Below are 22,423 nucleotides of genomic sequence, written 5' to 3' on the forward strand. Positions count from 1 at the left end.
CCGCACGCTCATGCCTGGGGGAGGACCGAATGAAACGGAATTGTTTGAGTCTCATGATCGGCGCGCTGCTGGCCACGGGGCCGGTACTGGCACAGGAATCACCGACGGCAGGCAGATCCGCTTCGCCGACCAACCTGGACAGCATCAAGGTCACCGCGCGCAAGCGTGAGGAAACCCTGCAGGAGGTGCCGGTTGCAGTCACCGCCTTTACCTCCGAGGCGCTGGACAAGATGAATGTCCAGGACATCAGCGACCTCGATGCGCAGGTGCCGAACCTCACCATCTACGCCGCCCGTGGCGCCAGCAGCACGGTCACCGCCTACATCCGAGGCATCGGCCAGTCCGATCCCACCTGGGGCGCCGATCCGGGCGTAGGCATCTACCTGGATGACGTCTACATCGCGCGCCCGCAGGGTGCGCTGCTGGATGTGTTCGATGTCTCGCGCATCGAGGTGCTGCGCGGCCCGCAGGGCACGCTCTACGGCAAGAACACCATCGGCGGCGCGATCAAGTACATCTCGCGCGGCCTGCCCACCCAGACCGAGGGCTTCGCCCAGATCACCGTGGGCAACTACAGCCAGCTGGATGCGAAGGCGGCCATCGGCGGCCCGATTGGCGGCACCGACAGTGGCCTGCGCGCCCGTGTGGCGGTGGCCAGCATGAACCACGACGGGTTTGGCGAGAACACCTTCAACGGCCAGCCGGTCAGTGACAAGCAGATCAATGCCGCACGACTGAACGTCGGCGCGTACGCGGGCGATGACTTCGACGTGCAGTTCGCACTGGACTGGATCGATGACCAGTCCGGCATGCGCGGTTCGAAGATGCTGGCGCCCAATCCGTTCCTGCGCGCATACCCGCCGATGGACAGCCGCTATGACATCCGCTCGGGCATGCGCAACCTCAACAACGTGGAGAGCAAGGGTGCCTCGGCCACGGTGAACTGGCGGCCGAACGAGGACATTGCGCTGAAGTACGTGGTCGCCAAGCGTGAATCGGACAGCGAGGCCAACATCGACTTCGATACCGCGCCGGTCAAGCTGGCCGACGTGGGCGGCACCTATCACGACGACCAGGTCAGCAACGAGGTGCAGTTGAACTACGATGCCGGCGGCCGCGTGCGCGGCGTGGTCGGCCTGTACCAGTTCAGTGGCGAGGCCGGCGGGCAGATCCAGAACAACTACTTCAGTGCGCAGTTCGCCGACAACCAGGGCAAGGTGTTGACCGACAGCATCGCGCTGTACGCGGACTGGACCTTCGACCTGACCAGCAAACTCAAGCTGGATGTAGGCGCCCGTTACACCGACGAGGACAAGCGCGCGATCGTGCTGAACCGCCTGTACGCCGACCCGGCCTTCAGCCGCCCGGTAGCGGTGACCGCGGACTTCGACAAGAAGACCAACTTCAAGAACGTCTCGCCCAAGGTCTCGCTGGACTACCAGATCACTCCGGACATCATGGTCTACGGCCTGGCCACGCGTGGCTTCAAGTCCGGTGGCTACAACATCCGCGCCAACGCGGTGGCCGTGCCACGCTCGGCCGAGCCGTTCGATGACGAGACCGTGGACAGCTACGAGGTCGGCAGCAAGATGGCCTTCCTCGACCAGCGCCTGTTCCTCAATCTGTCGGCCTTCTACAACAAGTACAAGGACATCCAGTTGTCGGTGTTCACCGGCCTGGATACCAATGGCGATGGCGTCGATGACTCCTTCTTCGGTGATTTCACCAATGCCGGCGCAGGTACGGTCAAAGGCCTGGAAGTCGAGTACCAGTACCTGCCCAGCCAGCACTGGCTGATTTCCGGCAACCTGGCGTGGCTGGATACCAAGTACGACGAGTACATGGATCGTGGCGTCAATGTGGCCAGGCAGATGAAGTTCACCAATGCACCGGAATTCTCCGGTGCGTTCAACGTGGAATACCGCACCGAGCTGGCCAACGGCAGCAACCTGTCAGCGCGGGTGAGCTACAGCTATCAGAGCGAAGTGTGGCCGACCACTGATCTCAGTCCGGTGATCCGCCAGCAGGGTTACGGGCTGGTCAATGCCGGCGTCATCTGGCGCCTGAGTGATGCGTGGACCTTCTCGCTGCAGGGCACCAACCTGGCCGACAAGGAATACCGCACCACCGGCTACAACATCCCGGCGGTCGGCACGCTGATTGGCTTCTATGGTCCACCACGCCAATATAGCCTCAGCGTCCGTTACGATTTCTAGCGCATCCGTTACGATCTCCAGGAAGCTTCTGCATGACGCAGTCTTACGACGACCTGTACTGGAACAGCAATGATGGGTTGCGCCTGCACGCGCGCGACCATGCACCCGATGCGGGGCAGGCAGCGCGTGGCACGGTGGTCTGCATTCCCGGGCTGACCCGCAATGGCGCCGATTTCGATGCGCTTGCCGATGTGCTCACCGCCGAGGGCTGGCGCGTGATCGCGGTCGACCTGCGCGGTCGCGCAGGGTCGGAACGCGCATATGACCCGTCCAGCTACAACCCACGTGCCTATGCGGATGACATGGTTGCGCTGCTGCGCTCGCAGAACATCGCCAAGGCGGTATTCGTCGGCACCTCGCTGGGCGTGCTGGTGACCATCACCCTCGCCTCGCGCGCGCCCGAGCGGATCGCGGGCGCGGTGCTCAACGATGCCGGCCCCAAGGTGCCGCGTGAGGCGCTGGCACGGATCGGCAAGTACGCCGGCAAGCCGGTGCCGCCGATGGACCTGGTGCAGGCCACCGCTTACGTGGAATCCATCGGCAAGGCCGCGTTCCCTCGCTTCAGTACCGACGACTGGCGGCAGATGGCGGTGCGCACCTTCCGCCCGCGCAGCGATGGACTGCTGGAGCTGGATTACGATCCGGCCGTGATCCGGACGACACGTCCCTGGCTGCTGTGGTTGCTGCGGCCAGTGCTGTGGCGTGCGGTTCGTGGGCTTACCGCACGGGTGCCGGTACTGGTGGTGCGCGGTGCGCTGTCCGACATCCTGCCGGCCGATGTCGCGCGGCAGATGGCGGCCACCTCGGAAAGTGCCCGCCTGGTGGAAGTGCCGGATGTGGGACACGCTCCGATGCTGTCCGAGCCAGAGGCACGTGACGCGATCCTGACCTTGCTGGAGCGTGTGGCGTGAGTGCGGAGAGCAATCTGCCTCCCGCGCTGCAGGCGTTGCAGCAGTGGGCGGCCAGCGAGCGGGTGAGTGGCGTGACCCACGTGGACCAGGCGCGCATCGATGCCTTTGCCGACGCCACCGGCGACCACAACTGGATCCACGTCGATCCAGGCCGCGCGCAGACGCAGCTGCCGGGCGGGCAGACCATCGCGCACGGTTTCCTGCTGCTCTCGCTCACCGTGCAGGACGATGTGGTCGCCCTCACCGGCTTCCCCGGCATCGCCCATGTGCTCAACTACGGCCTCAACAAGGTCCGCTTCCTGGCGCCGGTACCCAGCGGGTCGGGGGTGCGGGTACGCTCGCAGCTGCTGTCACTGGACGCGCGCCAGCCCGGCCAGTGGCTGCTGACCCAGCGCAAGGCCGTCGAGCGGGTTGCCGATGGCGAGCTGGCACTGGTCGCTGAGCAGCTGTCACTGATCGTGGTCGTCCCCTAGCACCACCCTGCCCGGTTCTCTCCCTACACTGGAGCGATGTTGACGCCCTCCATCGTCCTCTTCGCCTGCATTGCATGGACCGCACTGCTGTTTGGCGTGGCGCTGTGGGGTGAGCGCCGGGGGCACCGGCTTTCGAAGGCATGGCCGCTCATCTATGCGCTGTCGCTGGCCGTGCACTGCACCGCGTGGACCTACTACGGCGCGGCCTCGCAGGGACTGCAATGGGGCTTCCCGATTCCACCCACCCTGGCCGGCATGGCGTTGATCTTTGCGTTCGGCCTGCCGTTCCTGCTCCGCCTGGGGCGGCTGGCCAAGCAGCACAACAGTGCCACCATCGCTGATCTGGTCGTCGCACGACTGCGTGCCGATCGCGGCCTCGGCTTCACCATCACTCTGGTGGCACTGTTCGGCATCATTCCCTACATCGCCCTGCAGCTGAAAGCCGTCAGTCAGGGCCTGGGCGCGCTGCTGGGCGATCGTTTCGCGCCTGCTGCCGCGCAGCTGGACATGTCGTTCTGGTTCGCCCTGACAATGGCGGCGTTCACCCTGCTGTTCGGTGCACGCAAGGCATCGGCCACCGAGCCCAATCGTGGCATCGTGGTCGCCCTGGGGCTGGAGTCGGTATTGAAGCTGGTGGCGCTGCTCGCCATTGGCCTCTATGCGGCGCTGTCGGTGCGCCAGGCGGACACGCCGCTGCTGGAAAAGATGGCGCAGCTGCCGCCACCGGCCATCATGCCGGACTATCTGACCATGGTCGCGCTGGGGGCGATCTCCGCGTTTACCCTGCCGCACCAGTTCCATGTCGGCGTGGTCGAGCTGCGCCAGACCTCGGACCTGAGGACGGCACGCTGGTTGTTCCCGGTCTACCTGCTGCTGATCGGGCTGCCGTCGGTGCCGATGGCGCTGGCCGGTGCCGCGCAGCTGCCCGCATCGGTGTCGCCTGACCTGTACGTGCTGGCGCTGCCGCAGGCCGGTGGCCACCACCTGCTGGCCTTGCTGGCCTATCTCGGCAGCCTGAGCGCCGCCACCGGCATGATGATCCTGTCCGGGCTGACCCTGTCGATCATGCTCGGCAACCATGGCTTCGGCTCACGGTTGCTGGATGGTATTGCCGGCGGTGCCGCGGCGGCCGACCTGCGTCCACGCGTGCTGGCCTTCCGCCGTGCCGGCATCCTCGCCGTGTTCCTGATGTCGTGGCTGTACAGCCGGGCGATGAGCGACACCGAGGCACTCAGCGATTTCGGCCTGATGTCCTTCACCGCCCTCTCGCAGCTGGCGCCGGCGGTCCTGCTGGCGGTGTATCGCCCGCGCACGCCCTCACCGGCCATCATCGCCGGCATCGTGCTGGGGTCGTTGGCCTGGCTGTGGCTGGTGCTGCTGCCGATGGTGATCCCTGCCACGCCCCCCGCCTCGGGGCCCGATGACCTGCACTGGCTGTCCGTGGTCTCGCTGCGCCTGCAGTCGGGCCATATCGCCATCAGCATGGGCGCCAGTCTGGCGGTCAACCTGCTGACGGTTGCGCTGGTGTCGCGCGCGGTGCGTCCCTCGTTGCCGCGACGACGGGATGCGGTGGCAGCAGCCTCGCTGCGCAGGACGGCCGGACGCTTCCTCGGCCAGGAGCGGGCCCGGCAACTGATGGATGGGCATGCCGGGCAGCTGCTGGACGACGACCGGGTCATCACCATCGAACGCGAACTGAGCGCCGTGGTCGGCGCGGGCATGGCGCGCCTGCTGGTGGAGGCCGCTCGCGATGGCGGTGCCGCGCCCTTGGATGCGGTAACCCGTGCTGTAGGCGAAGCCACCCAGGCGCTGCGCTTCAACCAGCGCCTGCTGGAAGCGGCGCTGGAAAACATGAGCCAGGGCATCAGCGTGGTCGACGCGCAGCTGCAGCTGGTAGCCTGGAACAGCCGCTACGCCGCGTTGTTCAAGTTTCCGCCCGAGTTGCTGCAGGTCGGGCAGCCGGTGGTCAATCTGACAGCGTGGGCGCTGGCCGAACTGAAGATCGGCGACGGCCCTGGTGACTCTCGCGACAAGGCCCTGCAGCGTCGCGCCGCACACATGCGGCGTGGCACGCCGCATCTGTCCGAACGGATCTTCCCCGACAACACCATCGTCGAGATCCGTGGCAATCCAATGCCCGGCGGTGGCTACGTGGCCACCTTCACCGACGTCACCGCCTTCCGCCGCGCCGAGGAAGCGCTCAAGCGCAGCAATGAAACCCTGGAGCGCCGCGTACAGGACCGCACCGCACGGCTGGAACAGGCAGTGCACGAAGCCGAGCGCGCGAACGTTGCCAAGACACGCTTCCTGACGGCGGTCGGCCACGACCTGATCCAGCCACTGCATGCGGCGCAGCTGCTGACCGATGCGATGTCGCAGCACATCGAATCGGAGTTCCTCGACAGTTTCCTGCGCCAGATCCGTGGTGCGCTGGACTCCACCGACGACCTGCTGTCCGGGCTGCTGGATATCTCCCGGCTTGAGGCGGGTGGACTGGTCGCCGATCCGCGCCCCTTCGCGCTGTCGACCGTCCTCGATCCGCTCGCGCAGGAGTTCGCGGTACTGGCGGCGGCGCGCGGCCTGCAGTTCCGCCATGTGCGGAGCCAGGCCTGGGTCCATAGCGACCCCCTGCTGCTGCGCCGGGTGCTGCAGAACTTCCTGGCCAATGCCATTCGTTACACCCGCCATGGCGGTGTGTTGCTCGGTGTGCGCCGCCAGGGACAGGCACTGCTGATCGGTGTGCATGACACCGGCCCCGGCATTGCTCCGGAGCAGCAGGCGGTGGTGTTCGAGGAATTCCACCGGGTCGATCGCAGCAACGGCCAGGGACTGGGCCTGGGCTTGACCATCGCGCACCGCATCGCCGACCTGCTGCACGCACCCCTGCACCTGCGCAGCGTGCCCGAGCACGGCTCGGCCTTCTCGATCAGCGTGCAACGCGCAGCACCCCCTGCGACCCCGCGCAGCTCGCCGCCGGCAGTCGGCAGCAGCGCGCTCAAGGGAGTCCGCGTGCTGGTGGTCGACAACGACCCGGACGCATTGGAGGCGATGCGGCAGCTGCTGCTTTCCTGGGGTTGCGATGTCATCGCGGCAGGCCAAGCCGATGACATCGGACCGTCAGCGCACGAGGCGGCGCTGTGGCTGTTCGACTATCACCTGGATGATGGCGATACCGGTGTTGCGCTGTGGAAGCGGCTGGTAGGCATGCATGGGCCGCGTCCGACGGTGATCCTCAGTGCGGATGCCGGCAGCGAGACGCGCGAGGCGGTGCGCGGCGTTGGGCTGTCCCTGCTCAACAAGCCGTTCAAACCGTTGGCGCTGCGCTGGGCGATCAACCACCTGCTGGCGGCCAGCACCACGCCCTGACCGGTCAGGGCTCAGGCCGTTCTTCGATCTGCCGGGACGGATCGGCCAATCCCATTTCGTGCAGCACGCGGATGGCCTGCGCGCGGTTGCGCACGCCCAGCCGCTCCATGATGCGTGTCATGTGCGCCTTGACCGTGCGCAGCTGTACGCCCAGCCGGTCGGCAATCTGCTTGTTGAGCAGGCCCTCGGCCACCAGGCCCAGCACCTTGTACTGATGTGCCGACAGGCTGGCCAGGCGTGCGGCCAGGTCGGCATCCCTGCTGAACGTCGCCACCCGTGCCACCGGTTCGCGCAGCAGCGCCGGGATCCAGCGCTCGCCCTCCAGCACGGACTGCAGCGCGGATTGCAGCTCGTTCAAACCCGAGCTCTTGGGCAGATAGCCCGCGGCGCCAAGGTCGATGGCACGCCGGATGACCTGCGGCTCCTCGTTGGCGGAGACGATGATGATCGCCAGGCCCGGCTGCAACGCACGGATCGTGGCCAGCCCGGCCAGTCCGTGGTTGCCCGGCATGTGCAGGTCCAGCAGCATCAGATCGATCGACTGGTTCTCGATCACCTCCAGCACGCTGTCCAGCGAATCAGCTTCGCTGATCTGCAGATCGGCGACCGCCTCTTCCGCCGCGCGATGCAGTGCCGCGCGGAACAAAGGGTGATCGTCGGCGATGAGCAGGGTGGGCATGTCCTGGCGAGATTATCAAATCGGGTGCGCGCGCGAACAGGTACCTAGGTACGCTGGTGCAGCAGGAAGGGCTTGCTAGAGTAGTGCGGAGAAGGCCGGCGACCGCAACGCCGCCCACGAGGAAATGCCATGTCATGCGCCCCCACTCCCGATGCCAATGCCTATCCACTGCTGATCAAGCAGCTGCTGCTGATGCCGCTGGCGGTGAGCCCTGAACAGGAGATCGTCTACGGCGACCAGGTCCGATTCGACTACCGCACCCTGCAGGCGCGCATCGGCCAGCTGGCCGGCCTGTTGACCTCGCTGGGAGTCGGCCACGGCGACACGGTGGCGGTGATGGACTGGGACAGCAACCGCTACCTGGAGGCCTACTTCGCCGTGCCGATGATCGGTGCGGTGCTGATGATGGTGAACGTGCGCCTGGCCCCAGAGCAGATCGCCTACACGCTGAACCACAGCGGGGCGCGGGTGATCCTGGCCAACCGCGAGTTCCTGCCGCTGCTGGACGCCATCGACGAGCAGCTGCCGGACCTGCGCACGCGCATCCTGCTGGACGATGCAGGCGGTCCGCTGCCGCCAGGCTTCGCCACCGAGTACGAAGCGGGGTTGCGCGATGCCACGCCGATCGTCCGCTTCCCGGACTTCGACGAGAACGCCCGTGCCACGGTGTTCTACACCACTGGAACCACCGGGTTGCCCAAGGGCGTGTATTTCAGCCACCGGCAGCTGGTGTTGCATTCGCTGGCGGCGATGGCCGCGCTTGGCGGTGCCCCCCGTCAAGGCCGCCTGCATCGTGACGATGTCTACATGCCCATGACCCCGATGTTCCATGTGCACGCGTGGGGCCTGCCCTACGTGGCTACGGCGATGGGCATCAGGCAGGTCTATCCGGGGCGCTACCTGCCTGCGACGCTGCTGGCATTGATCGCCCGTGAGAAGGTGACCTTCTCGCACTGCGTGCCAACCATCCTGCACATGCTGCTGGAGCATCCGGACGCGGCGCAGACCGACCTGGAGGGCTGGAAGGTGATCATCGGCGGTGCCGCCCTGCCGCGTGCGCTCGCGCAGCGTGCGCTGGCGCGGGGCATCGACATCTTCGGCGGCTATGGCATGTCCGAGACCTGCCCTCTGCTCACCATCGCCCAGATCGACGTGGACAGCGCGACCGATGCCGATGAGGTGCTGTCGCTGCGCACCAAGGCCGGCATACCGGTACCGCTGGTGGACCTGCGCATCGTCGATCCGGACATGAAGGATGTCGCCCACGACGGCATCGCCACCGGAGAGGTCGTCGTGCGCGCACCCTGGCTCACCCAGGGCTACCTGCACGATCCGGATGCATCTGCAGCACTGTGGGCAGGAGGCTATCTGCATACCGGGGACATCGGCAACATCGATGAATACGGCTACCTGAGGGTGACCGACCGGATCAAGGATGTGATCAAGACCGGCGGTGAGTGGATCTCCTCGCTCACCCTGGAGGACATCATCGCCCTGCATCCGGCGGTCAGCGAAGTCGCGGTGATCGGCATCGCCGACACGAAATGGGGCGAGCGGCCGTTGCCGCTGGTGGTCAGGCAGCCTGGCAGTGAGGTGACCGAAGCGGAGATCATCGAACTGGTCGCTGCGCGAAGCCGCTCGGGGGACATCTCACGGTATGCGATTCCGGAACGGGTCAGTTTCGTGGAATCGATCGAGCGGACCAGCGTGGGCAAGATCAACAAGAAGAAGCTGCGTGGGTTGCATGACCCAGCGACTGGCTCGGGCCGTGGGTGATCTCCGCCCGATCGCCGAGGTCAATGCTCGAAGGACACGATGCAGGGCACGCCAAAGTATGGAGCGGCGCCCCGGGACGATGATCTCCCGAGACACCACTGCTCTGCAGCAGACCTGCTTCAGCTCTGCCAGGACCGGTCACCCTCAGTCGATGCAGGGTCCCTTCGCAGCGATCTCCGTGCCGGATCCCTTCGCACCGATGCTGGCCGGGCCCTGGCATGCATCAAAGCTGTACTTGATCAGCTTCCACGCCCCACTCGACCACCGGTATGTCCACGACTCGGAAGCACCGCTCGGCAAGGTATTGGAGATCGAGATGACCTCGCCCTCCACACCACGTGCAGGCAATGGAACAGGCGGGCCCGCCGCACCGGCCGGCTTCAGGCTGCCAGCAGACTGATAGCTGTGCGAGATGGCCAGTTCGCCCGTCTGCAACGCCGGCGCGTAGGCGGGCGAATTCCGTTTGATCCAATCGACGATGTAGCCGGCTTCCAGCGAATCCGACGCGTACGTGGCCTTCGCAACTACAGTGGCGGTCGCGGTGCCCGCGATCGGTCCTGCATTGACGCTTCCACCGGGGACTCCACTCAGTGCCAGCACCAATGGCAGCGCCGCGCCCAACAGCGAGAACTTCATACCCTGCTCCTTGTGTGTATGCAGCTTTCTCAACGGGCCGTCTATGACCCGCGGGCAGTGTAGGCATTGCGGACAGGCTGGGCATCGGCGCAGTCATGCCCATTTCTCATATCCATCAGGCTTCGAGCGCGAGCTGCCCTGCTGAAGGTCGCAGCGCCGATTGTGTTGAACGCGGCGCTCAGATCCGCGTCGTTGCCATGAACCGTTCGCGGTCCTGCTGCGTACGGCGGCGGATCTCCTCCAGCGCCTGGCTTTCGGTCGCCTGCAGCATGGCTTCGAACAGGCGCTGGAAGTGATGGCGCATCGCATTGCGCGCGGCCACCGGATCACGCGCGCGCAGGGCTTCGAAGATCGCCATGTGCTCGTCCGCACGGCTGGCGCCATCATCATGGCAGACCCGGGCATAGACCTCGGTCACCCGCGGCAGTTCGCTGCGCATGCGCCAGATCTGCTGCACGAAGAATTCCACCACCGGGTTGCCGGAAAGCCGTGCGATGGCCAGGTGGAAACGGCGGTCGTACTCGCCGGCTTCCGCGTCACTCAGGTCGCGACGGCACAGCGCTTCGGCCAACGCCTGCAGCTCGGCAATGCCGGCATCATCCAGATTGCTGGCAGCCAGAGCGGCGGCCTCGGCCTCGAATACCGCGCGGGCGGCGGTGAGGTCGAAGGCACTGACATCCGGTAACCCACCCGGAGCCTGCGTCGGGCGCGGCTTCACATGCACGCCCGAGCCGATGCGGATGGCGATCCACCCCTGTGCTTCCAGTGCGATCTCGGCTTCGCGGATGGTGACCCGGCTGACACCGAACCGTTCGGCCAGCTCACGCTCGCCCGGCAGCCGCGAGCCCGGCGGAAATTCGCCGTCCTCGATCAGCTTGCGGAGCTTGGCAGCGATGGTCTGGTAAAGGCGGTTGGCGGACATGCGGCTGACCCTTGGCGATTCCTTCCGGGTCCCTGCCCTGCCACCGCGGCCGGCAAGGGTCCGGTTGGAGCGACGGCGCGGCCACTGGCCGCGCCGCCCTGTTCAGAACTTGTATCGTACACCGAAATACGCACGCCGCCCGTAGGTCACCACTTCGCGGAAGTTCCCATAAAGCGGCTGGTAGGCCACGCGCGGCTCGTTGGTCAGGTTCATCAGCTCCAGCGAGAGCGACAACTGCTTGTTCACCCGGTAGCGCAGGCGCAGGTCCACGCTGGTGTTGTCATCGTAGTAGCGGTTCTGCTGCGCGGTGTTGCCGGTGAAGTCCTGGTAGTAGTGCGAGCGGAACTTGCCGATGGCCTGGATGTTGAAGCGCCCGACGTCCCAGTAGATCGAGCCGGACAGCACGTGCCGCGAGAAACCACTCAGGCCAGCCGGTGGCACGATGGCCGGAATGATCGTGCCATCGCTGGCCAGCTGCTCGCCCAGTCGCGAGTCCTGGGTCTGATAGTCGGCATCGGCGTAGTTGTAGCTCAGCTTGAAACCCAGCCCGTCGAACGGCTTGGGCAGGTACGACAGTCGATGGGTGGCGGTCAGCTCGAAGCCGGTCAGCGTGCTGTTCTCGTCGGTGGTTACCTGTTGCCGCACCGGCACGGTCACGCTCTGGCCGTCGATGGTGTAGGTCTCCGGCACCAGCGCAGTGCCAGTGCCGCCGTTGAACTGCTTCCAGTACACCGCGCCGGCCAGCATCGTGTCCGGGTTCGGGTACCACTCCAGGGAAAGGTCGCCGTTCCAGGACATCAGCGGCTGCGCGGCGGGGTTGCCGCTGGCGCTGATGTCATCCAGCGCGTCGGCCAGGTTGCCGTAGGTGGCATCACTGCTCACGTTGATGGTGCGCCCGGCACCCAGCGCGGCAATGTCCGGCCGTGACATCGCGCGATATGCACCGACCCGCAGCAACACGTCCGGGCGCAGCTCGAAGGCCGCGTTGAGGCTGGGCAGCAGCTTGTCGTTGCCCGCCTTGAACACCTGCGTGCTGTACTCGCCGGTGGGTTGCAGGCGGATCGTCCCGTCACCGTTGTCCTCGATGCGCAGCCCGGTACGCACGCCTTCAGAACGAACATCGGTCTTGACCCAGCGCAGGCCGAGGTTGCCGGTCACCGGCAAGCCGAACAGGGTGCTGCTGAACTCACCCATCAGATAGAGCGCGCGTGTCTTCTCGGTGATATCGACATTGTTCGGATCCTGGAAACCCGGATCCAGCCCGCTGTCGAGGCTGCCGCGGAACGACTGGTACAGGCAGTTCGGATCGAAGTACGCCCACGAGGAGATCGTGTTGCCGCTGGCGGCATCCATGAAGTCATCCTGCGGGAAGGGTGCACGGCAGGCCTGGTTGGCGGCGATGATCTTCGCTTTGTCGGCCGCCACGCGCTGGTCGTAGTCGGTTACCAGGGTGTTGTCGCGCAGGCGGTAGTCGGCCTGGCTGGCGCGCACGCCGCCCTTGATGCGGGTGAAGAAACCGGACTCCGGCATGAAGCTGGCATCGAAGCGGCCGGCCTTGATCCTGTGGTCATTCTCGGTGGCGCTGGAGGTCACCCGCGCCGCGCCGGTGTAGGCGTCCCAGTTGTTGGGGTCGAAGTTCGGCGCCAGGGCAACACTGGGCACTTCGCCGTGCCAGTCCCAGTCATAGTCCACGTAGCCGGTGGCACCACTACTGATACCGGGCACGACGGCATTGTTGACATCGCGCTGGTTGGCGCGCAGACGGGTCATGCGCTCGCTGTCGAGGCGATTGGTGTGCGAGTAGGAAAGATCGGTAGACAGCTCCCAGGCCGGGGTCGGGCGCAGGATCAGGTTCAGGCCACCCCCGGTGTACTCCTCGCCACGCCAGTAGCGGTTGGAGGTGGAATCAATCGAGGTGCTGCCGTGCAGGTGGCGCACGATACCGTCTTCGTCAACCTCGCGCTGGGTGATGCCGCGTCGTGCGTTGGACAGGCTCAGATCGCTGCGGTTCTCATACCAGTTGCGCTCGGTGTGCTCGAAATCGAGGTTCACTTCAACCACATCATTTGGCCGCCACTGCAGCGCGGCGAACTCGCTCTGCCGGTCGTTACGCTCCTGCTTGAGCCGGTAGATGCGGCTGCTCGGCACCAGGTAGTACGGCGCGCCGTTGGCGATGGCCTGCGCGGACACTTCGTTGCAGTTGGCATTGCCCACGTTCTGCGTGCCATCGCAGGCATACCAGGTGGAACCGCTGGTAATGCTCTCTTCCGGATCGGTGCCGTCCAGGCGCTGGAAGCCCAGCGAGATGCCCAGCTTCTGCCCGTTGCCGAACTCGAACTGATCGATGTAGCTGGCGGTGCCGCGATAGCCGATGCCGTCCTTGTCACGGTACTTGCTGTCGTACTCCGCCCAGCTGCCGCGCAGGTCCAGCTGCACTGCACGCTTGCCGTACTCCAGTGGGCGCACTGTTTCCAGGCCGATGGTGCCGGCCACGCCGCCTTCGATGATGTCGGCGCGCTGGGTCTTGTAGATGGCCACCGTGTTGATCAGCTCGGCCGGGAACATGTTGAAGTTCACCGAGCGGTCGCCGCTGCCGTTGGTGATCTCGCGGCCATTGAAGTTGGTGCTGCTGAGGAAGGCGCCCAGGCCCCGGATGGAGATCTCCGAGGCGCCGGTCTTGTCGCGGGTCGAGGCGGCGCCGGTCAAGGTCTCGATCGCATCGGCCAGCGACGGTGCCGGCAGGTCGCCGATGTCATCAGCCGAGAGCACGTCGGCGATGACCGTGTCGTCGCGCTTCTTGTTGATCGAACTCTGCATTGATTCGCGGATGCCGGTGACCTGCACCTGGTCCAGCGTGGTGGGATCCTGCCCTGACGCGTCCTTGCTGGACTGCGCCTGGGCCGCGGGCATGCCCGCCAGCACGGCAAGCAGCGCCACGATCAGGGGTGTGGGGGACAACGAGATGCTGTGCACTGCTCCGGCGGGTCGCCGCATGGTTTCCTCCTCCCAAAGGATCGCCTGCATGCCAGGCGTGGGACGCAGCTTCGGCACGGCGACATGAAAATGTCAACCAATTGGTATGCGAATGTTCAAATGCCTTTCATCCATACCAGTTGAATGCAATTTAATGTGCTCATGCAGCATGACTTTGCGCGAAAGCTGGCTTACAACGGACCCGGAAGTGGTATGCAGACCCACCCTGAAACGACGGCCCGGCCGTCTCTGGAAGGATTTCATGCGCATTCGTCCGCTTGCTCGACATCCGCTCAACAATCCAGCACTGTTTTGCCTGACCACTGGTCTGGCCATGTGCCTGACCACTTCAGCGGCAAGTGCAGCCAGCTGGCTCGTCCACGATGTCGCTGAGTTCACTACCGCCGCCTCGGCGCTCCAGCCCGGCGATGAGATCGTGTTGGCTGACGGCACCTGGACCGATGCGCGGTTGCTGCTGAAAGGCCAGGGCACGGCAGCCGCGCCGATCGTGTTGCGCGCGCAGACCGCCGGCAAGGTCGTCCTCAGCGGACGTTCGGACCTGCGCCTGGCGGGCAGCTACCTGCAGGTGTCCAACCTGGTGTTCCGCAACGGCTATACGCCGGGTGATGCGGTGGTGGCGTTCCGCGAATCCAGCAAGGCGGTGGCCCGCCACAGCCGGGTGACCGGCCTGGTGATCGATGACTACACCAACCCCGATGCCAGCGACCAGGACTACTGGGTATCGCTGTATGGCAGCAACAACCGGTTGGATCACAGCCAGCTGCGCGGCAAGACCAACGCCGGGCCCACGGTAGTGGTGGTGCGCGATGCCACCCAGGGCCTGGACAATCAGCACCGCATCGACCACAACTGGTTCGGACCGCGCCCGGCGCTGGGCGTCAACGGCGGCGAAACCCTCCGCGTCGGCACCAGCGACACTTCGTTGAGCGATTCCAACAGTACGGTGGAGAACAACTGGTTCGAAGGCTGCGACGGCGAGACCGAGATCATCAGCAACAAGTCCGGCGGCAATACCTACCGCGGCAACGTGTTCTACCGTTCGGCCGGCGCGCTCACGCTACGCCATGGCAACGGCAACCGGGTGATCGACAACGTGTTCCTGGGCGACGACAAGACCGGCACCGGCGGCGTGCGCATCATCAATGCCGACCAGACCGTCAGCAACAATTACTTCGAACGATTGGCCGGCTCCAGCAACCGTTCCGCGCTGGCGGTGATGGACGCGCAGGCCGATCCGCCGCTGTCCGGCTATGCGCCGGTGGTGAATGCCACGATCAACCGCAATACCTTCGTGGACGTGGCGAAGATCAGTTTCGGCGTCGGCCATGATGAAGCCAAGGGCATCGTGGTCGCCGCCAGCAACAGCCGCTTCAGCGCCAACCTGATCGTCAACCGCACCAGCAGGAACCCGCCGAATGCCGCCAGTTCGCTGGCCGGCATCGACTTCAGTGGCAACGTGCAGTCACCGGCAGCCAGCACCGTATTCCCGGGCGGCGTAGAGGGGCGTGGCGTCAGCCTGCAGCAGGCTGCCAGCGGATTGTGGGTGGCCGCGCCCGCCCTGCCCGCCGTGGGCGCCGATCCTGCCCTGGCGATGACCGCGCGCGAGGCGACCGGCGTCGACTGGTATCCCAAGGTGGGCGAAGTTGCCCTGTCACGCACCCGCAATGGAGTTGATCGATGAGGTTGCAGCCGCTGTTCGTCTCCCTGGCCCTGGCCACCCCCTTTGCCCTGCTGCCGGCCGCGCCGCTGTTCGCAGCCCCCGCTGCCGCAGCGAGGCAGGCCGACACCGCGCCGGTGCTGGTGACCGCAGCGCAGTGGCAGCGGATGGCCAGCGAAGGCGGCCGCTACCCGTGGTTCGCCAAGGAACAGGCGCGCACGGAAAAATCGCTGAAGAAGATGATGAAGGCCGGCATCGACGTGCCGGTACCGAAGGACAAGGGCGGCGGCCGCACCCATGAACAGCACAAGCGCAACTACCAGGCCCTGCTGGCGGCCGGCACCCTGTACCGGCTGAGCGGCGACAAGGTCTATGTCGACTACGCGCGCGACATGCTGCTGCAGTATGCCAAGCTCTACCCCACCCTGGGCCCGCACCCCGAAGGCCGCGGACAGATTCCAGGCCGCGTGTTCTGGCAGGTGCTCAACGATTCGGTGTGGCTGGTCAACGCCATCCAGGGCTACGACGCGATCCGCGACGCGCTGTCCGCCGAGGACCGCGACACCATCGAATCGAAGGTGTTCCGGCCGATGGCTGAGTTCCTCGTCAGCGAGCCGAAGAACTACGACCAGATCCACAACCACGCCACCTGGGCGGTGGCCGCCACTGGCATGACCGGCTACGTGCTGCGCGACCCTGAGCTGGTGGAGAAATCGTTGCGCGGCAGCCAGAAGAACGATCAGTTCGGCTTTCTTCGCCAGATCGACCTGCTGTTCTCGCCCGATGGCTATTACGAGGAAGGCCCGTACTACCAGCGCTACGCACTGGCACCGTTCCTGCTGTTCGCCAACGCCATCGAACGCAACGAGCCGCAGCACAGGATCTTCGCGCGCCGCGACGGCGTGCTGCTGAAGGCCGTGGATGTGCTGGTGCAGTCCAGCTATGACGGCCTGTTCTTCCCGATCAACGATGCCATCCTGGACAAGGGCATCGATACCGAGGAACTGGTGGCCGGTATCGGCATTGCCTATGCGCGCACCGGTGACGACCGCCTGTTGTCGGTGGCCCAGCAGCAGAAACGCCTGCTGTTGTCCCCCGAGGGACTACAGGTGGCGCAAGCACTGGCCGCCAACAAGGCCAAGCCCTTCGATTACCGTCCGATGCTGCTGCGCGATGGCCCGGACGGCGACCGCGGTGGCCTGGCGATCCTGCGCATGAACGGCGAACGCGGCCAGGCGCTGGTGCAGAAGGACACGATGCAGGGCATGGGCCATGGCCACTTCGACAAACTCAACTGGCTGTTCTACGACAACGGCAATCCGGTGGTGACCGACTACGGCGCTGCCCGCTTCCTCAACGTGGAAGCCAAGCGGGGTGGCATCTACCTGGCCGAGAACCGCAGCTGGGCCAAACAGACCGTGGCCCACAACACCCTGGTGGTGGACGAACAGAGCCACTTCAAGGGCGACTGGAAGCGCGGCGAGGAGCATGCCCCGCAGGTGCGCTTCTTCCAGGCCGATGCCGATACCCAGGTTGCCTCGGCGACCATGCGCGATGCTTACCCCGGCGTGGTGTTCACCCGCACCCAGGCGCTGCTGCGCCACCCCGACCTGGGCCTGCCGGTGGTGCTGGACCTGCTGCAGGTACACGGCGGCAAGGCCGCGCGCTACGACCTGCCGCTACACTTCAACGGCCACATCGTCACCACCGGTTTCGAGGCAGAACACTTCCCTGCCCAGCGCCCGGTGCTGGGCAAGGACAACGGCTACCAGCACCTGTGGCTGGATGCACGCAGCACGCCCGGCAGCGAACCGCGTTCCCTGGCGTGGCTGCTGGATGGGCGCTTCTACACCTACCGATTCGGCAGCAGTGCGCCGGCACAGGCGCTGCTGGTGGAAAGTGGTGCCAACGATCCGGAGTTCAACCTGCGCCGTGAACCGGCCCTGCTGCAGCGCGTGGAAGGCCAGAAGGACGTGACCTTCTTCAGCGTGCTGGAGCCGCATGGCGAGTACAACGGCACCGCCGAGTACGTGCACGGCGCGGACAGCCGCATCAAGGACATCGTGCGCAGCCGGGGCAGCGATGCAGAGGTGATCGAACTGCGCCTGGCCAGCGGTGCACGCATCGCCCTCGGCGTGGCCGACGACAGCAGCGCCAAGGGCGAGCACAGCGTGAGCGTGGACGGCCATGCCTACCGCTGGAGCGGCAGCCATGCGCGCATGGACCGCAGCAAGGGTGACGGAGAATGAACGGCCCTGCCGTGGTGGCCAACCTGCGCAAGGTGCCGGTGCGTTCAGCAGTGCGCTGGTTGATCGTGGGCCTGATCGCCGTCGCTACGGTCATCAACTACATCGACCGCAATGCACTGGCGGTGATGTGGCCGGAGATCGCCAGGGAAGTGGGCGCGACCAAGGACGACTATGCCCTGCTGGTAACGGTGTTCATGCTGTTCTACGCCGCCGGCCAGTTCCTGTTCGGGCGCCTGTTCGACATGATCGGCACGCGCCTGGGGTTCGCCCTGTCGATCAGCGTGTGGTCGATCTCGATCGCGCTGCACTCGATCACCCATTCGATGCTTTCCTTCAGCCTGGTAAGGGCGATGCTCGGCATCAGCGAAGCGGGTGCGTGGCCCGGCGCGGTCAAGGCCAATGCCGAGTGGTTCCCTGCGCGCGAACGCGCGTTGGCGCAGGGCGTGTTCAACGCGGGTGCGTCGATCGGCGCGATCGTCTCCGCACCCGCCATCGCCGGCCTCTATCTGTGGCTGGGCTGGCGCGGCACCTTCGTGCTGGTCGGTGCGATCGGCTTCCTGTGGCTGCTGCCGTGGCTGTTTGTCTACCGCGCCGGGCCGGACAAGCATCCGTGGGTGAGCGATGCCGAGCGCCGGCTGATCCAGCAAGACCAGGCCGGGCAGCAGACAGAGGCGGCGCCCAAAGCCAGCGTGCGCGAGCTGCTGGCCCATCGCCAGAGCTGGGGCATGCTCGCCTGCCGCTTCCTGCTGGATCCTATCTGGTGGCTGTTCGTGTCCTGGCTGCCGATCTATCTCGCTGAAACCTTCGGCTTCGACATCAAGCAGATCGGCCTTTTCGCCTGGGTACCCTTCGTCGGCGCGATGCTGGGCAGCCTCAGTGGCGGCTGGCTGTCGGGTCGCATGATCCGCGCCGGACACAGCGTGGACCGCGCCCGCAAGCTGGCCATCACCCTGGGGTGCGTGATCATGGCCCCTGCCCTGCTGGGTGCTGTGCTGGCCAACCAGCCGCTGCTGGCGGTGCTGGCGATCGCTGCGGTGCTGTTCGGCTTCCAGGTAGCCATCGGCAACATCCAGACCCTGCCCGGCGACCTGTTCGACGGCCGTTCGGTGGGCACGCTGGCAGGCCTGGGTGGCCTGGCGGCGGTCGCCGGCACCTTGATCACCACCTGGCTGGTGCCGGTGCTGACCCGCCACTCCTACGCCCCGATCTTCATCCTCGTTGCCGCGCTGGTGCCGCTGTCGCTGGCTGCGCTGTGGTGGTGGACCGGACCTATCCAGAAGCTCGACCGTCGCGGCGGCTGAGCCTGGGTCTCCTTCTTTTCCAAGTACATCCATTCCCCCGCAAACCAAGGAGTTTTCCGCATGTCGTTCCAGGACAAGGTGGCCATTGTCACCGGTGGTGGCCGGGATATCGGCCGCGCCGTTTCGATCAAACTGGCTGCCGCCGGTGCACGCGTCTGCATCAACTACGCCCATGATGAAGCCAGTGCCCAAGAAACGCTGGCACAGATCCAGGCGGCCGGTGGCCAGGCCATCGTGCATCGCGCCGACGTCACCGATGCCGCCGCCGTGGCCGGCCTGGTCGCTGCGGTACAGGCCGCGTTCGGCGAGCGTATCGACCTGCTGGTGAACGTGGCCGGTGGCATGGTGCAGCGGCGGCCGCTGGCTGACATCGACCCGGCGTTCTTCCACGCCGTGATGGACCTGAATCTGACCTCGACCTACCTGACCACGCACGCGGTGGTGCCGCACATGCGTGACGGCGCGGCCATCGTCAACTTCGCCTCGCAGGCAGGTCGTGATGGCGGCGGCCCGGGGGCATCGATCTACGCCACCGCCAAGGCGGCAGTAATGACCTTCACCCGTGCCATGGCCAAGGAGCTGGGGCCGAAGGGCATCCGCGTGAATGCATTGTGCTGCGGCATGATCGCCACCCGTTTCCATGACGAGTTCACCAAGCCGGAAGTACGCACGGCCGTTGCTGGCGCTACCCCGCTGCGCCGCCAAGGGGCACCGGACGAAGCCGCCGACGCTGCCGTATTCCTGGCCTCGGATGCGGCGGCGTTCATCACCGGTGCGAATCTGGACGTCAACGGCGGCACCTACTTCTCCTGACTGGAATCCTGACCATGCAGCGCTGGACGCTCCTGCTTTCATTGACGATCTGTTCCGCCGCAGCTGCGCCCGGCGCGTTGGCCGCACCGGTCTGGGTCACCGCGTGGACCGCCTCGCCGGCACCGGACCGCAAGGATGGCACCGCCGAGGCCCCCGTACGGTTCGCCGCGCAGACCGTGCGCCAGGACATGCGCATCGGCAGCCGTGGCGACGCGTTGCGGCTGCGCATCAGCAACGAACTCGGCACGGCGCCGTTACGGGTCGAGGACCTGCGCGCAGGAGTGAAAAACGGCGATTCCGCCCCTCTGCCGGTAACGGTGGATGGCCGCGCGGTCATCGAGGTGCCGGTGGGTGCCGCGCTGCTGAGCGACCCGGTACCGATGCCGGTGGCGGCGCTGCAGGAGATCAGCGTAACGGCCTACTTCCCGCAGCCTACCCATCCCGCCGTGCGCCGCACCGAAGTGCGGGTAGCGGACGGCAGGAAGACATCGGTTGCCGACAGCGTGCGGCTGAGCTACCAGCAGAACGTGTTCTCGGCCGTGATGGTGCAGCGCGCTGATCGTCCCCAGGTGATCGTGGCACTCGGCGATTCCATCACGGAAGGTGCCACCGCCCGTCGCGGAACCTTCAACCAGTGGCCGGAGCGATTGGCGCAGCGCCTGCAGCAAGCCTGCCCGAACCGGTTCGTGGTACTCAATCAGGGCATCAGCGGCAACAAGCTGCTTGACCATGGCCGCAGCCACAGCGCCCTGTCACGATTGGATCGCGATGTGATCGCGGTGGCCGATGCCGATCAGGTCATCCTGTTCGAGGGCATCAATGACATCCGCCACGGTGGTGGCACGCAGCCGCTGCCTGGACGCAGTGCGGCGGACATGCTGCTGGGCTATCAGCAGGTTGCAGCGCGACTGCATGCGCACGGCATCCGCGCCTGGCTGGGTACGTTGACCCCATTCGGTGGTTCCGAGCGCTACGAGCCCGTGTCCGCAGCGACCCGCACCTCGATCAACCAGTGGGCACGCGGTGGGAAGACCGGGTTCGATGGCATCATCGATTTCGATGCCGCGCTGCGTGACCCGAAGGCCGTGGAATCGTTGCCCAACGACATCACCCGCGACCACCTGCACCCCAATGACGAAGGCTACCGGCGCATGGCCGATGCCATCGATCTGCGCATGCTGGGCTGCACCCCCACCGAATGAGAGAGAACCGATGAGCCGCGTCGTTTGTTTCGGTGAACTGCTGCTGCGCCTGGGCGGACCCGGTCGTGAACTGCTGCTGCAGACACCGCAGCTGCAGGTCCACGTGGGGGGCGCCGAGGCCAATGTGGCGGTCTCACTGGCCTGTTTCGGCCACGATGTGCAGATGGTCAGTACGGTGCCCGGCAACGCGCTGGGCCGGCATGCCGTGGCCGAGCTGCGGCGGCATGGTGTGGGCGTGGCAGGTGTGCGTGAAGTCGACCGAGACCGCATGGGCCTGTATTTCCTGGCCACTGGCGCGCTGCAGCGCGCCAGTGAAGTGGTGTATGACCGGGCAGGTTCGGCATTCGCCAACACTGCACTTGCCGACTATGACTGGCCAACGCTGTTGCGTGATGCGCAGTGGCTGCACCTTTCCGGCGTCAGTCCCGCGCTGGGTGCCAATGTGGCCGAATCCGTCTTGAGCGCTGCACGGGCCGCACGCAGGTCAGGCGTGCGAGTGTCCTTCGACGGCAACTACCGACCTTCGCTCTGGCAGCGTTGGGGCGGCAACGCCGCCGCCATCCTGCGGGAGCTGTTCGCAGAGGCGGATATCGTCTTTGCCGACCATCGCGATATCGAACTGGTGCTGGGACTGCGCTTCGCCGAGGACAGCCCCATCGCGCGGACCGAGGCGGCTGCAGCGGCCGCGTTCGCGGCCCTCCCGCACCTGCAGTGGCTGGCCTGCACCCAGCGCGACGTGGTGAGTGCAGATCATCACATCCTGGGCGCGCTGCTGTTGGGACGCGACGGTACCCGTGCGCAGGCTCCCTCGCGGCCATTGCCCGGTATCGTTGATCGCATCGGCGGCGGCGATGCGTTCGCGGCAGGCATCCTGCACGGGCTGGCGTCCGGATTCGATGCAGAGAGCACCGTGCGCTTCGGTCTGGCGGCAGGTGCGCTGAAGCACTCCATTCCCGGAGACTTCAGTCCCGTGCGCGAGGCCGAGGTCTGGGCGCTGCTGGAGAGCGAGCAGTTTGACGTCCGGCGCTGATCTCGCTCCGCCCTACAGGCCGCTCAGCCTGGCCAGCGGTACACGTACGCCGACCATGTACATCAGCAGCGCCACGCCGAGCAATGCACCGGGTGTCAGCATCCAACGACGGAAGGCTCCTGCCCGCGATGGCGGCCTGGCAGCGCTGGGTGGCGGGATGTTCATGCGATCCTCTCCTGCGGAATTCAGCCCTGCACG

General features: G+C 66.0%; 16 protein-coding genes. 11 read left to right on the top strand and 5 right to left on the bottom strand.

Annotation, left to right across the window (positions count from 1 at the left end; genetic code table 11):
- Positions 1-29: 29 nt before the first annotated feature.
- From ACMZ91_RS08215 to ACMZ91_RS08230, 4 genes are read left to right on the top strand one after another with little or no spacing between them, the layout of a single operon-like run.
- Complete coding sequence (locus tag ACMZ91_RS08215) at positions 30-2,216, top strand: TonB-dependent receptor (RefSeq protein ID WP_495497660.1); 2,187 nt, start codon at positions 30-32, stop codon at positions 2,214-2,216.
- A gap of 32 nt (positions 2,217-2,248) precedes the next feature.
- Complete coding sequence (locus tag ACMZ91_RS08220; RefSeq protein ID WP_049461116.1) at positions 2,249-3,127, top strand: alpha/beta fold hydrolase; 879 nt, start codon at positions 2,249-2,251, stop codon at positions 3,125-3,127.
- A complete protein-coding gene (locus ACMZ91_RS08225) occupies positions 3,124-3,600 on the top strand; it encodes a MaoC family dehydratase (protein ID WP_071228297.1) in 477 nt (158 codons plus the stop codon). Before ACMZ91_RS08220 ends, ACMZ91_RS08225 begins: the two co-directional genes overlap by 4 nt.
- Before the next feature lie 36 nt (positions 3,601-3,636).
- Positions 3,637-6,966, top strand: coding sequence for a hybrid sensor histidine kinase/response regulator (locus ACMZ91_RS08230; RefSeq protein ID WP_414576572.1), 3,330 nt, complete (start codon positions 3,637-3,639; stop codon positions 6,964-6,966).
- Positions 6,967-6,970: 4 nt separating this feature from the next.
- Here the strand turns inward: ACMZ91_RS08230 and ACMZ91_RS08235 are convergent, their stop codons facing one another.
- Positions 6,971-7,645 (bottom strand): response regulator transcription factor, encoded by a 675-nt coding sequence (locus ACMZ91_RS08235; protein ID WP_049461109.1) that lies wholly within the window; start codon positions 7,643-7,645, stop codon positions 6,971-6,973.
- A 129-nt stretch (positions 7,646-7,774) separates the two neighbouring features.
- Between ACMZ91_RS08235 and ACMZ91_RS08240 the strand changes: the two genes are divergently transcribed.
- Positions 7,775-9,421, top strand: coding sequence for a fatty acid--CoA ligase (locus ACMZ91_RS08240; RefSeq protein ID WP_049461108.1), 1,647 nt, complete (start codon positions 7,775-7,777; stop codon positions 9,419-9,421).
- 144 nt (positions 9,422-9,565) lie between these two features.
- Here ACMZ91_RS08240 and ACMZ91_RS08245 read toward each other — a convergent pair whose 3' ends face one another.
- From ACMZ91_RS08245 to ACMZ91_RS08255, 3 genes are all read right to left on the bottom strand, one after another.
- Positions 9,566-10,057: a hypothetical protein gene (locus ACMZ91_RS08245; RefSeq protein WP_329810045.1), complete on the bottom strand. Its 492-nt coding sequence runs from the start codon at positions 10,055-10,057 to the stop codon at positions 9,566-9,568.
- Positions 10,058-10,235: 178 nt separating this feature from the next.
- Complete coding sequence (locus tag ACMZ91_RS08250; RefSeq protein WP_005409753.1) at positions 10,236-10,979, bottom strand: FadR/GntR family transcriptional regulator; 744 nt, start codon at positions 10,977-10,979, stop codon at positions 10,236-10,238.
- Between the two features lie 102 nt (positions 10,980-11,081).
- Positions 11,082-13,973, bottom strand: a complete 2,892-nt coding sequence (locus ACMZ91_RS08255; protein WP_414576574.1) for a TonB-dependent receptor — start codon at positions 13,971-13,973, stop codon at positions 11,082-11,084.
- Between the two features lie 241 nt (positions 13,974-14,214).
- Here ACMZ91_RS08255 and ACMZ91_RS08260 point away from each other — a divergent pair, with 241 nt between their 5' ends.
- Genes ACMZ91_RS08260 through ACMZ91_RS08285 form a run of 6 tightly spaced genes read left to right on the top strand, consistent with a single transcriptional unit; the run spans position 14,215 to position 22,225 of the window.
- The gene (locus ACMZ91_RS08260) at positions 14,215-15,654 is read left to right on the top strand and encodes a polysaccharide lyase 6 family protein (RefSeq protein ID WP_414576576.1); all 1,440 of its coding nucleotides are present in this window, start codon (positions 14,215-14,217) and stop codon (positions 15,652-15,654) included.
- On the top strand, positions 15,651-17,879 hold the full coding sequence (locus ACMZ91_RS08265) for an oligoalginate lyase (RefSeq protein ID WP_414576578.1): 2,229 nt from the start codon (positions 15,651-15,653) through the stop codon (positions 17,877-17,879). Before ACMZ91_RS08260 ends, ACMZ91_RS08265 begins: the two co-directional genes overlap by 4 nt.
- Positions 17,876-19,180, top strand: coding sequence for an MFS transporter (locus ACMZ91_RS08270; protein WP_049461096.1), 1,305 nt, complete (start codon positions 17,876-17,878; stop codon positions 19,178-19,180). Before ACMZ91_RS08265 ends, ACMZ91_RS08270 begins: the two co-directional genes overlap by 4 nt.
- Before the next feature lie 60 nt (positions 19,181-19,240).
- Entirely contained in the window at positions 19,241-19,993 is a 753-nt protein-coding gene (locus ACMZ91_RS08275; protein ID WP_049461094.1) for an SDR family NAD(P)-dependent oxidoreductase, read from the top strand.
- Between the two features lie 14 nt (positions 19,994-20,007).
- Entirely contained in the window at positions 20,008-21,195 is a 1,188-nt protein-coding gene (locus tag ACMZ91_RS08280; RefSeq protein ID WP_049461092.1) for a GDSL-type esterase/lipase family protein, read from the top strand.
- A 10-nt stretch (positions 21,196-21,205) separates the two neighbouring features.
- Positions 21,206-22,225 (top strand): sugar kinase, encoded by a 1,020-nt coding sequence (locus ACMZ91_RS08285; protein ID WP_049461090.1) that lies wholly within the window; start codon positions 21,206-21,208, stop codon positions 22,223-22,225.
- Positions 22,226-22,237: 12 nt separating this feature from the next.
- On the opposite strand, the gene ACMZ91_RS08290 is transcribed toward ACMZ91_RS08285, so the two are convergent.
- Complete coding sequence (locus ACMZ91_RS08290; RefSeq protein ID WP_157805904.1) at positions 22,238-22,390, bottom strand: hypothetical protein; 153 nt, start codon at positions 22,388-22,390, stop codon at positions 22,238-22,240.
- Between the last annotated feature and the right edge of the window lie 33 nt (positions 22,391-22,423).

Source organism: Stenotrophomonas sp. FR024, from assembly GCF_047500745.2.
GTDB lineage: Bacteria > Pseudomonadota > Gammaproteobacteria > Xanthomonadales > Xanthomonadaceae > Stenotrophomonas > Stenotrophomonas maltophilia_A.